This is a genomic window from Saccharopolyspora hirsuta (assembly GCF_008630535.1).
GTDB classification, from domain to species: Bacteria; Actinomycetota; Actinomycetes; order Mycobacteriales; family Pseudonocardiaceae; genus Saccharopolyspora; species Saccharopolyspora hirsuta.
Genome location: NZ_VWPH01000008.1, coordinates 392,468 through 407,070, shown reverse-complemented (window position 1 = coordinate 407,070; position 14,603 = coordinate 392,468). Strand labels below are relative to the sequence as shown.

The following is a 14,603-nucleotide window of genomic DNA, read 5'->3' as shown; positions in this document are numbered from 1 at the left end:
GAACGTCCAGGCGGGCCGGGCGGCCACTCCCTTCGAGCCGCACCACCAAGGCCGGCAAGAAACTACAGCCTCACCCGGCCCGCCCGGGTGATCTACCCATCGGCAGATCAACTACCAACTTAAGGAGGAACTTCGGCGGGCGCCAGGCCGCCAGCTCCTGCTCCACCGCCAGCGACAGCAGCGCGTCGTCCTGCCGGTCACCGGCCATCAGGAGCAGGCCCACCGGCAGCTCGCCGACGAACCCCGCGGGCACCGAGGTCGACGGGTAGCCCGCCACCGCCGCCGGGGTCGAGGACGGGATGACGTCGTCGTCACCGCGCGCGCAGTCCGTGGTCCAGGCAGGTGGGTTGGTCGGGGCGGCGATCGCGTCCAGGTGGTGCTCGGCCATGGTCTCGTCGATCGAGCGCTGGGCCAGGTCGGTCAGCTCCGCGCGCATCGCCCGGTACCTCGGGTCCGTGGTCGGCGGCGCCACGAGGGCCTGCTCGAAGAGCTCCTGACCGGCGAAGCAGGTCTGCTCCTCCGGCGTGCTCCGGGTGAACTCGATGAGCTCGGCGAGGTCCTGCGGCCCCTCCCGGGTGGCCAGGTAGGCGTCGATGTCGCGGTGGAACTCGCTGAGCAGCGCGGGGAACTCCAGCTCGTCGAGCCGGTCCTGGTACGGCGGGGTCACCTCGACCACCTCCGCGCCCGCCGCGCGGAACTTCTCCGCGGCACCGACCACCAGCGCGTCGACCTCCGGGCCCAGCTCCGGCAACCGCCACAACCCGATGCGCTTGCCCGCCAGATCGCCGCGCGGGACGACCGGATCCGATCCCCGCAGCACGGCCAGCGTCAGGGCGGCGTCGACGACGTTGCGCGCCATCGGACCGGCGGTGTCCTGCTCGGCCGAGATCGGCACCACCCCGGCACCGCTGACCAGGCCCAGGCTCGGCTTGTGCCCGACCACGCCGTTCATCCCCGCCGGGCACACGATCGAACCGTCGGTCTCGGTGCCGATCGCCACCTGCGCCAGCGACGCGGCCAGCGCGGCACCGGAACCGGACGAGGAGCCGCACGGGTTGCGGTCCAGCACGTACGGGTTGCGGGTCTGCCCGCCGACGGCGGACCAGCCGGAGGTCGGGGTGGCGGCGCGGAAGTTGGCCCACTCGGAGAGGTTCGTCTTGCCGAGGATCACCGCGCCGCCGTCGCGCAACCGGGTCACCAGCTCCGCGTCGGTGTCCGGCGGCGCCCCGGCCAGCGCCAGGGAACCGGCGGTCGTCGGCATGTCGCGGGTGTTCACGTTGTCCTTGAGCAGGACCGGGATCCCGTCCAGCGGGCCGAGCACCCGCCCGGTCCGGTGCCGGACGTCGCTGGCCGCCGCCTGCGCCAACGCCGCCGGGTTCGTCCGCAGCACCGAGTTGATCCGCGGATCGACGGTGCGGATCCGGTGCAGGTACGCGGCGGTCAGCGCGCTCGAGGTCAGCGATCCGTCGGACATCCGCTCCTGCAGCTGCGGAATCGTGGTGGTGTCGAGGTCGATGCCGAGCGCCGGAGCAGCCTCGGCCCGGCGCGCGTCGTGCACGGTCATGAACATCCCGGTGGTGAGAGCGACGATCAGCGCGAGCGCGCCAGTCCTGCGCATGGGGTTATCAGACTACGAGGAGATCACCGGTGCAAGCGACTTTCGTGGGAGGGCGCCGTGGGATCGGTGGTGGGTTGTGGTGGTGCCTGGCGATCGGGGTGGGTTGTGGTGACACCAGGCGATCGGCGGTGATGGTCGGGTGGGGTTGGTGGGGAGGGGTGCCGTTGCGTGGGGGGTTGGGTTTGGGTTCAAAGCGGTGGGTGGTTGCTTTGCGTGGTGTTGCAATTTCAATCGAAATTGCCTTCGTTCTCGGGGAATCCTGCGGTGGGGCGGTGAGGCAATTTCAATCGAAATTGCAGACGTCACCGCCCCTCGGTGGGTGGTGGTATCGCTGCGGGGCTCGTTGGGGTCTCGCGGGGGTGTTAGAGCCAGCCTTGGTCTCTGGCTGTGTTGGCCGCTCCGGTCGCCACCTCTCGGAGGATCTCGCGCTCTGGGTCGGTTAGGGGGTTCGGGCGGTCCCAGGCCGCTACCGCTAGTTCTGGGGCCACTACACGTTCGCCTGCGTGGACTCGGCGCAGGGCCGTGACCAGTTCGTCGATCGGCGCGTCCTTGAGGACGTAGCCCGCCGCTCCGATCTCCATCGCTCGGCGGAGGTATCCGCCGCGGGCGGAGGTGGTGAGCACCATCGTCTGGTCCTCTGCCTGCACGATCGGTTCTCCCACTACGCCGCCACCTCCACCTGCACCGCGATGGTCACGGTGGTCCCCGCCGTGCCGGTGCGGCGGACTTCGCCGCCCAGCGCGCTGATTCGCTCGCGCATCCCGCTCAACCCGTTGCCGTCCGGGGCATTCCCGCCCACTCCGTCGTCGGCCACGACCAGCCGCAGCTCGCCGCGCCGACCGTGAGGTCGACCCCGTCCAAGGCGCGGGTCGCACCGTACCGGTGCTGCACCTCGCGCACTTCCAGCACAGATCCCATGACCGACGATGGTGGTCACCCGCGGCGCGGCCCAGTAGTGAAGCGAAGCCCCCATCGCGGTTGACAATTGTCATCCGCGCCCGGTCAGCCGGACTCGCGCTGCTCGCTCGCCGCACGCGCGACAGGTTTCATCACGGCTGCGGATCGACCGCGCACATCCGGAACCGCGCGGCCTACGACGGGCTCGTCAGGGCGATGTCGGCTTCGATCAGCGCCGTGATCTCCTCGTCGGAATAGCCCAGCGACGCCAGGATCCGCCTGGTGTCGGCACCTTGCTCGCGCGGCGCGGTGCGGACGGTGCCGGGGGTGCGGCCCAGCTTGATCGGGATCCCGGTCCCCCGGTACCCGTCCTTCTCCACCACCATCTCCCGGTGCAGCACCTGCGGGTCGGTGAGCGCTTCACCGACGTCGTGCACCGGAGTCGCGGGCACGCCGCGCTCCAGCAGTGCCTGGGCGAGGTCCTGGCGGGTCCGGGCGCGGATCGGCGCGGCGAGGATGTCCCGCAGCACGTCGATGTTGCCGACCCGGTCGGCGTTGGTGGCGAACCGCGGGTCGGCGGCCAGCTCCGGCAGCCCCAGGACCTCGGCCAGGTCGCGGAACTGGCGGTCGTTGCCGCCGCTGATGAAGATCGGGCCGTCCGCGGCGTCGAAGGTGTCGTACGGGGCGATCGACGGGTGCGCCGAGCCGGTGCGCTGCGGGATCACGCCGGAGGCCAGCCACGCGGCGGAGTGCGGGTGCAGCAGCGACACCGCGGTGTCCAGCAGCGTGCAGTCCACCAGCTGGCCGCGCCCGGTGGCATGCCGGTCGTGCAGCGCCAGCAGAACCCCGGAGAAGGCGTAGATGCCGGTCACCATGTCCACGATGGGCACCCCCACCCGCAGCGGCGGCCCGGACTTCTCGCCGTTGATGCTCAGCAACCCGCCGTAGGCCTGCAGGATCGCGTCGTAGCCCGGGGTGGAGCCCATCGGCCCGTCGGTGCCGAACCCGGTGATCCGGCAGTGCACCAGCCGCGGGAAGCGCTCGGCGATGACCTCGTCGGGATAACCCCACCTGGCCAGCGTCCCGGCCTTGAAGTTCTCCACCACGACGTCCACATCGGACAGCAGATCGCCCAGCACCCGCTGCCCGTCCGCGGTGGCCAGGTCCAGGCAGATGTTCGCCTTGTTGCGGTTGATCCCGGTGTGGTAGGCGCTCATGGTGCCGGTGACGAACGGCGGCCCCCAGCTGCGGGTGTCGTCCCCGGCGGGCGGTTCGACCTTGATCACCTCGGCGCCGTGGTCGGCGAGCATCTGCGAGCACAGCGGACCGGCCAGGATCCGCGACAGGTCGAGCACGCGGATGCCCCGCAGGCTGCCGGTGGGTTCAGGTGCGTTCATGGACCGTCCTGTTCGCTCGATGATCTTGCGCTGACCCTTGACGTTCGAACACCGCCCCACCCGGGCGGTTCCGCGATTTCAATGGAAATCGGACATCTGATTTCCATTGAAATCGCTCTGAGCCGCCCGCAGCCGTCGGCGTGTCGGGGGACGACGCGCCGGTGATCCACGACTTCCATTGAAATCGCGTCTCCGATTTCCATTGAAATCGCGGGGACTCCGGGGGGCGGGCGGAGGCGCACCGGGCTAGTACGACTTGGGCAGGCCCAGGACGTGGGTGGCGACGTAGTTCATCACCATCTCCTGGCTGACCGGGGCGAGGCGGAGGATGCGGGATTCGCGGAAGTAGCGCTCCACGTGGTACTCGCGGGCGTAGCCCATGCCGCCGTGGGTCTGGATGGCCTGGTCGGCGGCCTTGAACCCGGCGTCGGCGCACAGCCACTTGGCCATGTTCGCCTCGCGGCCGCAGGACAGGCCCTGGTCGTAGCGCCAGGCGGCGTTGCGGGCCATCAGCTCGGCGGCGTCCAGGCGGGTGGCCGCCTCCGCCAGCGGGAAGGCGATGCCCTGGTTCTGGCCGATCGGCCGGTCGAAGACGACCCGCTCCTTGGCGTAGCGCACCGCGCGGTCCAGGGCGGCGCGGCCGATGCCGAGCGCTTCGTGGGCCAGCAGGATCCGCTCCGGGTTGAGCCCGTCGAGCAGGTACCGGAAGCCCTGGCCCTCCTCGCCGACCCGGGCGCTGTCCGGGACGAACAGGTCGTCGATGACCACCTCGTAGGAGGAGACCGCGTTGCGGCCCAGCTTCGGGATCGGGCTCAGGTGCACGTGCTCGGGGTCGATGTCGATCAGGAACAGCGACATCCCGTCGGTGGCCCGGTCGACCTCCTCGCGCCTGGTGGTGCGCGCGATGAGCACCATCTTCTGCGAGTCGCCCGCCTTGGTGATCCACACCTTCCGGCCGTTGATCCGGTAGCCGCCGTCGACGCGCTGGGCGAAGGTCGAGATGCGGGTGGTGTCGGTGCCCGCGTCGGGTTCGGTGACGCCGAAGCACACGTGCAGCGACCCGTTCGCGGCGGCGGGCAGGACCTCCTGCCGCAGCTGCTCGCTGCCGTGCTTGACGATGGTGTTGAGCCCGAAGATCGTCAGGTGCATGGTGCTGCAGCCGTTCATCCCGGCACCGGAGGCGGCGACCTCCTCCAGCAGCAGCGCCGCTTCCAGGATGCCGAGCCCGCCGCCGCCGTACTGCTCGGGGATGGCGATGCCGAGCCAGCCGCCTTCGGCGAAGGCGTTGTAGAACTCCCACGGGAACCGGTTGGCCGAGTCGCACTCGGCCCAGTAGTCGTCGGAGAAACTGCGGGCCAGTTCTCGCGCGCCCGCCCGCAGGTCCGCCTGGTCCGCGGTCAGCTCGAAGTGCATGGCGTGGTCCTCCCGAACGCGCGTTGTTCGTATTTGCGAACAAAAGCTCAGATATATGAACACGATGATCCGCGCGGAGCGCTCCTGTCAACCCGCCCCGAAGCCTTGACAGTGACGCCGTTCACTTCTTAGATTCACACTTACGACACGCCGTTCGTATATATGAACTCCCTTCCCCCGCTTCGGAGCGGTTCCCCGCGCGGTTGCGCGACGATCACCGGCGAATAGGACTTGAGCGATGACGCTTGGCAGCGCTGCCCCGGCACCCCCAGATCCGGCCTCCCGGAAGGCCGTCGGTCCCGCCGTGGTGATCGGCTCGGCCCTGGAGTGGTTCGACTTCTACCTCTACGCGTCGATGGCCGCGCTGGTCTTCGGCCGGTTGTTCTTCCCGTCCGGCGACCCGACCACCGCCACCCTGGCCGCGATGGCGACCTTCGCGGTCGGCTTCCTCGCCCGGCCCTTCGGCGGCATCGTCTTCGGGATGCTCGGCGACAAGTTCGGCCGGAAGGTGGTCCTGTCGGTCACCTTCCTGCTGATGGGCATCTCCTCCGGACTGATCGGACTGCTGCCCACCTACGAGTCGGTCGGCGTCATCGCGCCGCTGCTGCTGGTGGTCCTGCGGCTGCTGCAGGGCTTGGGTGCCGGTGCCGAGCTGGGCAGCGCCATCGCGGTCGCCTACGAGCACGCGGACGCCAAGTCGCGCGGACGCCTCGGCTCGCTGCCCGCGCTGGGCGTCAACATCGGACTGTTCGCCTCCTCGCTGACCGTCACCGTGCTCACCAGCTTCAGCGACGAGTTCCTCTACAGCTGGGGCTGGCGCATCCCGTTCGTGGCCAGCTTCGCCTTGGTGGGACTGGGTTTCTGGGTCCGCAGGCAGATGCCGGAGACCCCGGAGTTCGAGCGGGCGGCGCGGGAGGCCAGCTCCCGCAAGAAGACCCAGCCGCTGCGCTCGCTGATCCGCTCCGACTGGCGCGGGCTGGCCGTGGTGCTCGCGATCACCGTCGGCTACAACGGCGTCAGCTACGTGTTCAAGACCTTCTCGCTGTCCTACCTGACCGAGTTCCGCGACGTCCCGGCCAACATCGGCTCGTTCGGCATCACGCTGGCCAGCGCCTGCGCCATCATCACGGTGCCGATCGCAGGCCGCCTCTGCGACCGGGTGGGGGCGAAGACCGTCGTGCTGGTGGGCGCGGTGGCCACCGCCGCGCTGGCCTTCCCGTTCTTCTGGATGCTCGACTCCGGGCGCAGCGCGCTGATCTGGACCGCGCTGGTGCTGGCCACCGGCGTCGTGGTGCCCGCCATGCTCAGCGCCCAGGGCGCGTTCCTCGCCCAGCAGTTCCCGACCGCGACCCGCGCGTCCGGCCTGGGCACCGGGCGCGAGGTCGGCGGCGCGTTCTCCGGCGGCCTGGCGCCGCTGGCCGCGCTCGCCCTGGTCACCGCGACCCCCGGCAACGGCACCTGGGCGGTGTCGCTGATGTTCGTCGCCGGGGCCGCCTTCATCGGGGTGGGCGCGCTGTTCGACCAGGCCAAGCGGCTCGCCGCGGTCGCCGAACGACCGGTCCCCGAGCGGACCTGACCGGCTCCGGGCGCGACGGCGGCGGTAGGTTCGTCGGGGAAACTCGTGACGACGATGGGGATCGCAGTGCCACCTGCTGGAGCAGCCAAAGCGCACCGCACGGTCTCGCGGGTCACCACGATCCTCGAGCTGGCGGCGGCGAGCCGGTCCGGGGTGCGGTTGGCCGAGCTGGCCACCGCGCTGGACGCCCCGCGCTCGTCGGTGCACGGCCTGGTCAAGGGCCTGGTCGCCACCGGCTACCTGCGCGAGGAGGGCGGTGCCTACCGGATCGGCCCGGCGATCAACTCGCTGCTGGCCGCCGCACCGCCGACCGTCGCCGAAGCCGCCCGCCCGGTGATGGAGCGGCTGCACCGCCAGTTCGACGAGACCGTCATGCTGGCCGCCCCGGTCGGGGACTCGGTCGTCTACACCGACACGATCGAGTCCACCGAACCGATCCGCTACTCGGCCCCGCTGCGCACCCGCCGCCCGATGCACCCGACCAGCTCCGGCAAGTGCATCCTGGCCTTCGGCACCGAGCGGTTCCGCGAGTCCTACCTGACCGGCCACCTGCCCGATGCGGCCCTGCGCGACCAGATCCGCCGCCAGCTCGAAGAGGTCGCCGAAGCCGGGGTGGCGATCAACCGCGGCGAAACCGTCCCGGACCGCAGCGGGGTCGGGGCGCCGATCTTCGAGAAGGGCAAGGTGGTGGCGGCGATCGCGGTGGCGGGCCCCAGCAACCGCCTGGCCGACGAGATCACCGAGATCGCGGAGGCGACGAAGGCCGCGGCCCACGAGATCACCGCGTACCTCGCAGGCCGGATCTGACCCAGACCCCAGCTCAACCCGCCCGGCACGTGGAACCACAGTTTCAGTTGAAACTGCGAATCACCGTGGGCGAGAACCGCAGTTTCAACTGAAACCGTGGTCCAGCCGCCGGGATCTGCGTTCTGCGGCGGGTGCGGCGAAGTAGGTTGGCGGGGAATGGACTCCGATCTTTTCGTTCGGCGGAGGTCAGATGGTGGACACCTCGGCTCGGTTGCGCGTGGGGGTCCTCGAGCCGCTAGAGGTGGTTTCGGGCGGGGTTGGCGTCCGGATCGGTGGGAAGCGGTTGCGGGCCGTCATCCGCCGGCTCGCGCTGAACGCCGGACGGCAGGTTTCGGGCTTCAGCGCACCGCCGATGTTGCCGAACGCGGCGACCGGATCGGCGAAGTACGTGATCCCGCCCCGGCTGATGGCCAGGTCGAAGTGCGCGGCGGGGAAAGCGTGCGCGGCCCGGCGCGCGGCGGGGCGGGTGGTCTTCCCGGTGCCGCAGCCGACGTCCGGCACCCGGTGCCCGCGCTCGATCTCCGCCACCTCGAACAGCGTCCCGGTGCTGTCGTCCAGCACCCGGTCGTAGCGGTGCCGGTTGTCCGCCCAGTGCTGGCCCTCGTAGCCGTTCCAGGCCTCGGCCTGGTGCTCGTTCGCGATCTGCATGCGCGCAGGCTGCCGCCCCGCGCACACAACCCGCACACACCGTCGTGTAGATGTTTGTGCATGGCACGACCAGCGCTGATGGTGGGCATCGATGTGGGCACGACCGCCGTGAAGGTGGCCGCCTTCGAACTGGACGGGACCCCCGTCGCGGCGCACACCACCGCCTACCCGATCCACCGCCCGCGCCCGGGTTGGGCCGAGCAGGACCCCGTGGACTGGTGGCGCGGCTGCGGCGAAGGCATCCGCGCGGTGCTCGCCGGGCTGGACGCGAGCGCGGTGCGCTCGGTCGGCGTGGTCAGCCAGGTCAACACCCACGTGTTCGTCGACGACGAGCTGCGCCCGCTCGCCCCGGCGATCATCTGGCAGGACCAGCGCTGCGCCGAGGTCGCGCGGGAGCTGGACGCCCGGCTGACCCCGGCGGACAAGGAGCGCATCTGGGGCGGTCCGATCGTGCTCGACGCGTCGTTCGCGGGTTCCCGCGCGGAGTGGTTCGCCCGCGCCGAGCCCGAGCTGTGGGCGCGGACGCGCTGGGTGCTGAGCCCGAAGGACTTCGTGATCGCCAAGCTGACCGGGCGGATCGCCACCGACCAGCTGTCCGCGGTCCGCGTCGCCGGTCCGACCGGCTACCTCCGGGAAGCGGTCGAGCTGGTGGACGGACTGCCCGGCAAGCTGCCGGAGATCGCCGCGCCCGAGGTCGTGCTCGGGCCAGCGACGGAGCTCGGTGCCGACGTCGTCGTGGGCACGATGGACGCCTACGGCGCGGTGTTCGGCACCCGCACCACCGAGCCGGGGCGCGGCATGGTGTCGTGCGGAACGTCGCTGGTGGTGGCGGGTGCGTCCGCCGAGGCGGTGCCGACGCCGGAGGTCGTGACCTTCCCGCCCAAGGACGGGCTTTTCGTGCACGCCGGGCCCACCCAGGCCGCCGGTGACGCCCTGCGCTGGTGGTGCCGCGCTTCCGGGCTGGACGTCCAGCAGGTGCTGGCCTTGGCCGGAGCGGGCGAGCCCGGCGTGGTCTTCACCCCGCACCTGATGGGCGAGCGGGCTCCGCTGTGGGACTCCGAGGTGCGCGGGAGCTTCTTCGGGCTCAGCTCAGCGACCTCGCAGGCGGACCTGTCCCGCGCGGTCCTGCAGGGCGTGGCGATGTCCGCCCGCCACGTGCTGGACCCGGTGGAACGCGCGTGCGGGTTCGCGCTGCCGTCGTTGGCCTTCTCCGGCGGCGGCGCCCGCAGCGACCTGTGGACCCAGATCCACGCCGACGTGCTGCAACGCCCGATCGAACGCCTGCGGATCCACGACAGCGCGGTCCTGGGCGCGGCCCTGCTGGGCGCGGTCGGCACCGGCGCCTACCCGGACATCGCGACCGCGGCCGCGGCGACCGTCGCGGTGGACCGGGTCTTCACCCCGGCCGCCGACGCCGACCGCTTGAACCCGCTGTTCGAGGCCTACCGCGAGTCCCACGAGGCCCTGCGCGGCATCCACGCCCACCTCGCCACCTGGCGCAGCGCAGAAACTTGCTGATCGCGCATTTTTGCGCGGCACGCAACTTCTAGCTACGGTGGTCGCCGTGACCACCGAGCGACCGGGCCTGCGCGAGCGCAAGAAGCAGGAGACCCGCGACGCGCTGAGCTGGGCGACCATCCGCTTGGTGGTGGAGCGCGGACTCGACGCGGTGCGGGTGGAGGACATCGCCGCCGAGGTCGGTGTTTCGCCGCGCACCTTCAACAACTACTTCGCCAGCAAGGGCGAGGCGATAGCCGCGCGCCACCTGGAACGGGCGCGCCAGATCGCGGTGGAGCTGCGCGCCCGGCCCGAGTCCGAACCGCTGTGGGAGGCCATCACCAACGCCGCGCTGGCGCGCTTCGGGCTGGCGGAGGGCACCGGCGAGCACGAACCGGAGCGGCAGTGGGTCGACGGCGTCCGGCTGATGGTCTCGGAACCGGCGCTGCAGGGCGAGTTCTTCAAGGCCGGGGCGGCGGCCGAAGCCGAGTTCGCCGCGGCCGTCGCCGAGCGCACCGGCGCCGACGCCGAGCGCGACCTGTACCCGCGGCTGGTCGCCGCCGCGGTCGGGGCCGCGATGACGACGGCCATCGGGCACTGGCTGCGGGCCGCCGACCCCACCCCGATCGCTCCGCTGCTGCGCGACGCGCTCGACCAGCTCGCCGCCGGGCTCCCCGTGCCCTGACCCGTCCTTTCCTTCCACCGCAGGGGAGAGCTCCATGTCGGAAGATGTCGTCATCGCAGGTGGCGGACCCAACGGGCTGATGCTCGCCGTCGAGCTCGGCCTGGCCGGGGTCCGCGCCCTGGTGCTGGAGCGGGAGCCGGAGCTCGTGCCCCGGAACCGCGCCAACGGCCTGATCGGTCAGGTGGTGCGCCTGCTCGATCGGCGCGGCCTGCACCAACGCCTCAGCGGGAGCCCGGAACCGCCGAGCCCGGCGCCGACCTTCGTGTTCGGCGGATTCCCGCTCCCCCTGGGCGAACTCGACGACAACCCGCTCTACGTGCTGGGAGTGCCGCAGCACGAGGTCGAGCAAGTCCTCGAGGAGCGCGCGATCGAGCTGGGCGCCGAGATCCGCCGCGGCCACGAGCTCACCGGTCTCTCGCAGGACGGCGACGCGGTCACCGCCCGGATCAGCGGGCCGACCGGCGACTACCGGCTGGAGGCCCGGTTCCTGGTCGGCGCGGACGGCGGGCGGAGCACCGCGCGCAAGCTGCTCGGCATCGGTTTTCCGGGAGTGTCCCGGGAGAACGTGGTCTCCCGGTTGGCGCACGTGACCGTGCCCCGGGAACTGCTCGACGAGCGGACCGGGGGCCTCGACCTGCCAGGTGCGGGTCTCGTCCCGCCCTTCGTCCACCACCGGACCGAGCGCGGGGTGTTCGCCTTCGCCCCGTTCCCCGACCGGCCGTGGGTGGTGTCCACGATGGAGTGGGATCCGGACGCCGACGACTGGTCGCCGATGACGCTGGACGAGCTGCGCGCGAGCGCGCGCCGGGTGCTCGGCACCGACGTCCCGCTCCGGCCGCCGACCGGCGACGGCCACCTGCGCCGCTTGATCGGCGGCAACACCCGGCTGGCCGAGCGCTACCGCGACCGCCGGGTGCTGCTGGTCGGCGACGCCGCCCACGTCCACTCGGCGATCGGCGGGCCGGGGCTGAACCTGGGCCTGCAGGACGCGGTGAACCTGGGCTGGAAGCTCGCCGCGGAACTGCACGGCTGGGCCCCGCCCGGCCTGCTGGACACCTACGAGTCGGAGCGCCGCCCGGTCGCCGAGCGCGTGGTCATGCACACCCAGGCCCAGTCCGCGCTGCTCTCCCCCGGACCCGAGATCACCGCGCTGCGCGAGCTGTTCGGCGAACTCCTGCAGAACCCCCACAACGTCCAGCACATCGCGGACACCATGTCCGGCGCGGACGTCCGCTACGACCTCGGCGGTGCACACCCGCTGGTCGGCGGTTGGGCACCTGACCTGGACCTCGACGTGGACGGGCGGGCGCGCCGCCTCGCCGACCTGACCGCGAGCGCCCGACCGCTGCTGCTGGACACGACGGCCACGCTGGCCGCGGCGGCTTCCGGCTGGACGGACCGCGTGGACGTCGTCGCGGTCCGAGCCGACGCACCCGCGATGCTCCTGCGCCCGGACGGCTACGTGGTCTGGGCGGCCGACGCCGACCCGGACCCCGCCGCCCTCCGCGAAGCCCTGACCAGGTGGTTCGGCGTCAGCCGCGGATCTTGACGTTCTCGATCTCCACCGGGAGGGCCGGTTCGCCGTCGCCCGGGTCGCCGTTCTCACCGGGGACGATGCCGCCCGCCACGATCGCGTCCAGGACCTCCATGCCGCGCACCACGCGGCCCAGGACCGTGTACGCGGGCTTGATGTTGGCGTGCGAGTGGACGATGAAGAACTGGCTGCCGTTGGTGTCCGGGCCCTGGTTGCCCATCGCGATCGTGCCGCGCGGGTAGGTCTCGGCGCCGGTCACCTCGTCGGCGAACCGGTAGCCGGGGCCGCCCTTCTCCACCGACCAGATGTCGCCGCACTGCAGCACGCCCAGCCGCTCGGAGTTGGTCAGCCGCCAGCAGCGGGACCGGTCGTAGAAGTCGCTGCGCGCCAGGTGCACGAGGTTGTGCACCGCGCACGGCGCGTTCTCGCGGTCCAGCTCCACCACGATGTCGCCGTGGTTGGTCTCGATCTTCGCCCGGACCGTGCCCCTGGTCTTCGCCTCGGGCTTGGGCAGGGCCACCTCGCGGGCCGCCGGGTTCTCCGGGGTCGGGATGTACTCGCACGTCGTGCGGTGCGGCGGTCGCGGCGACTCGGCGTGCGCGACGGCGACGGGGGTGGCGGCGAGGACCACCGCGAGGATTCCAGCGAACCAGCGCAACTTCATGCGACGAACCTAATCACCCGAGCGGACCCGCCACACCGGCGAACGGAGGAGTCAGCGCAGCACCGAGACGTCCAGTTCCGGGCGGAAGCGGTACGGGCGGTGCTGGAGCAGGTCGCCGAAGCGCTTGCGCAGCCGCGACATCTCCGCCCGGACCGTGACCGTGCGCGTCGGATCGGCGAACAGGTGCTCGGCGAGGTCGGCGGCGCTGCAGCCCGCCGGGCGCTCGGCGAGGCACGCGAGGACGTCGGCGTGCCGGGCGCTGACCTGGTAGGACCAGCTGCCCGAGGCGCGGTGCACGGACAGCTGCGGCCGCGCGCCCCGGAGGTCGAGCACCACCCGTGCGGATGCCGCGGTCCCGAGCCCGCCCGGGCGCAGCAGCACGCCTTCGGGCAGCGGCTCCAGCACGCAGTCGCCGAACGCGGGCACCCACACCCGCTGGGAGTCGAGCTGCGCGGGCAGCGCGACGCGGTCGATCGGCGGCAGCCCGGTCGACGCGGCGACCCAGCCGTTGCGGTCGACGACCAGCGCCTGCCCGGGCATCCGCGCGAGCAGCGGCGCGGCGATGGCCCGCAGGCGGTCCAGCTGGTCGCGGTGCGCCTCGCGCAACCGGGCTTCGGCCATCTCCGCGACCGCGCTGACCAGCGCGAGCATGCTCGGGTGGGCGGTGTCCCGCGGGCCGCTGATGTCGACCGCGCCAAGCAGCCGACCGTCGCGGGGATCGTGCACGGGTGCGGCGGCGCAGGTCCAGAGGTGGTGCGTGCCCACGTAGTGCTCGGTGGCGTGGACGTGCAGCGGACGGCCCTCGACGAGCGCGGTGCCGATCGCGTTGGTCCCGACCGAGCCCTCGCCCCAGCTGGCGCCCTCGACGAACCCGAGCCGGTCGGCGCGGCGCAGCACCGCCCGGTTTCCCTCGCGCCACAACAACCTGCCGTCGCTGTCGACCACGACCACGATGTGCCCGGCGCTGTCGGCCGCGGGCAGCAGACCGGTGCGCAGCGTCCGCACCGGGTCACCGGCCAGGCCGCACCGCTGGCGGCGCCGCTCCACCTCGGTCAGCGGAACCGGGTCGACGTCCCGCCCGCGGTCGGGGTCGAGCCCGTGGCCGCGCACCCGTTGCCAGGAGTCGATGATCGGCGATCGGACCGGGACCGGTGGGCGCTGGCCGGACAGGACGGCGTCCCGCGCCGAAGCCAGCGCGCGCGTGTAGCGCTGCCGGTCCGCTGGTTCCGGCACCGCTTCGTCGAGGTGCTCGGGCCGCATCGCCGCCCCCCTGGCTCTCCCGGGTGGACCATGTGAGCGCCACCACGATACGGGGCCGAAGGCTCTGCCGGAATCACCGTGCCTCGGGTGGGGGGTGTGGTGGGGGTTGGTGCCGGGGGATCGGTGGTGATAGTCGGGTGGGGTTGGTGGGGAGAGGTGCCGTTGCGTGGGGGGGTTGCGTTGGGTTCAAAGCGGTAGGGGGTCGCCTTGGGGGATGCAATTTCAATCGAAATTGGCGCCGTCACCTTCTCGACGGAACCTCCAGTGGCGACATACGCCAATTTCAATCGAAATCGCAGCCCTCACCACCCCTCCGACGGCGGTGATATCGGGCGGGTACCGGGGGCCGTTCCGAACCAACGTCAGAGACACAACGCCCCACGAAGAACACAGGAAACCCACCACCACCCCTCCGACGGCAGTCATACCGGGTAGGTACCGCGCTGGCGTTCCGAGCCACGGCCGCAGACACAACGCGCGTCGAGGAGCACAGGAAACCCGTCACCGCCCCTCGGATGGCTGTGGTGCAGCTGTGGGGTGGTCAGGCTGTCTTTCGGGGTTGGGTTTGGTGGGGTGTTGGGGGGTTCTGGGGTTCGAGGGTTCTGGC

The 14,603-nt window shown here is 71.7% G+C and carries 12 protein-coding genes; 5 read left to right on the top strand and 7 right to left on the bottom strand.

All coding sequences use genetic code 11. From position 1 onward, the window contains the following. Positions 1-70: 70 nt before the first annotated feature. From F1721_RS19975 to F1721_RS19955, 4 genes are all read right to left on the bottom strand, one after another. Positions 71-1,618: an amidase family protein gene (locus F1721_RS19975; RefSeq protein ID WP_150068218.1), complete on the bottom strand. Its 1,548-nt coding sequence runs from the start codon at positions 1,616-1,618 to the stop codon at positions 71-73. 661 nt (positions 1,619-2,279) lie between these two features. After that, complete coding sequence (locus tag F1721_RS19965; RefSeq protein WP_387509977.1) at positions 2,280-2,432, bottom strand: hypothetical protein; 153 nt, start codon at positions 2,430-2,432, stop codon at positions 2,280-2,282. A gap of 277 nt (positions 2,433-2,709) precedes the next feature. Next, positions 2,710-3,912 carry a CaiB/BaiF CoA transferase family protein gene (locus tag F1721_RS19960; RefSeq protein WP_150068217.1) on the bottom strand — a complete coding sequence of 401 codons (1,203 nt, stop codon included), beginning with the start codon at positions 3,910-3,912 and terminating at the stop codon, positions 2,710-2,712. 246 nt (positions 3,913-4,158) lie between these two features. Continuing rightward, a complete protein-coding gene (locus tag F1721_RS19955) occupies positions 4,159-5,325 on the bottom strand; it encodes an acyl-CoA dehydrogenase family protein (protein WP_150068216.1) in 1,167 nt (388 codons plus the stop codon). 238 nt (positions 5,326-5,563) lie between these two features. Here F1721_RS19955 and F1721_RS19950 point away from each other — a divergent pair, with 238 nt between their 5' ends. Beyond that, positions 5,564-6,901 carry an MFS transporter gene (locus F1721_RS19950; protein ID WP_150068215.1) on the top strand — a complete coding sequence of 446 codons (1,338 nt, stop codon included), beginning with the start codon at positions 5,564-5,566 and terminating at the stop codon, positions 6,899-6,901. A gap of 54 nt (positions 6,902-6,955) precedes the next feature. Then, a complete protein-coding gene (locus tag F1721_RS19945) occupies positions 6,956-7,708 on the top strand; it encodes an IclR family transcriptional regulator (RefSeq protein WP_150068214.1) in 753 nt (250 codons plus the stop codon). Positions 7,709-7,894: 186 nt separating this feature from the next. Here the strand turns inward: F1721_RS19945 and F1721_RS19940 are convergent, their stop codons facing one another. Next, entirely contained in the window at positions 7,895-8,356 is a 462-nt protein-coding gene (locus tag F1721_RS19940; protein WP_150068213.1) for a hypothetical protein, read from the bottom strand. A 60-nt stretch (positions 8,357-8,416) separates the two neighbouring features. Here F1721_RS19940 and F1721_RS19935 point away from each other — a divergent pair, with 60 nt between their 5' ends. Genes F1721_RS19935 through F1721_RS19925 form a run of 3 tightly spaced genes read left to right on the top strand, consistent with a single transcriptional unit; the run spans position 8,417 to position 12,087 of the window. After that, on the top strand, positions 8,417-9,874 hold the full coding sequence (locus tag F1721_RS19935) for a xylulokinase (protein WP_150068212.1): 1,458 nt from the start codon (positions 8,417-8,419) through the stop codon (positions 9,872-9,874). 46 nt (positions 9,875-9,920) lie between these two features. Next, a complete protein-coding gene (locus tag F1721_RS19930) occupies positions 9,921-10,538 on the top strand; it encodes a TetR/AcrR family transcriptional regulator (protein ID WP_150068211.1) in 618 nt (205 codons plus the stop codon). Between the two features lie 34 nt (positions 10,539-10,572). Then, positions 10,573-12,087, top strand: a complete 1,515-nt coding sequence (locus F1721_RS19925; protein ID WP_150068210.1) for an FAD-dependent monooxygenase — start codon at positions 10,573-10,575, stop codon at positions 12,085-12,087. Here F1721_RS19925 and F1721_RS19920 read toward each other — a convergent pair. Both F1721_RS19920 and F1721_RS19915 read right to left on the bottom strand, forming a co-directional pair. Continuing rightward, positions 12,071-12,736 (bottom strand): peptidylprolyl isomerase, encoded by a 666-nt coding sequence (locus tag F1721_RS19920; RefSeq protein ID WP_150068209.1) that lies wholly within the window; start codon positions 12,734-12,736, stop codon positions 12,071-12,073. The genes F1721_RS19925 and F1721_RS19920 overlap by 17 nt on opposite strands. 51 nt (positions 12,737-12,787) lie before the next feature. Beyond that, a complete protein-coding gene (locus F1721_RS19915; protein WP_150068208.1) occupies positions 12,788-13,996 on the bottom strand; it encodes a helix-turn-helix domain-containing protein in 1,209 nt (402 codons plus the stop codon). Between the last annotated feature and the right edge of the window lie 607 nt (positions 13,997-14,603).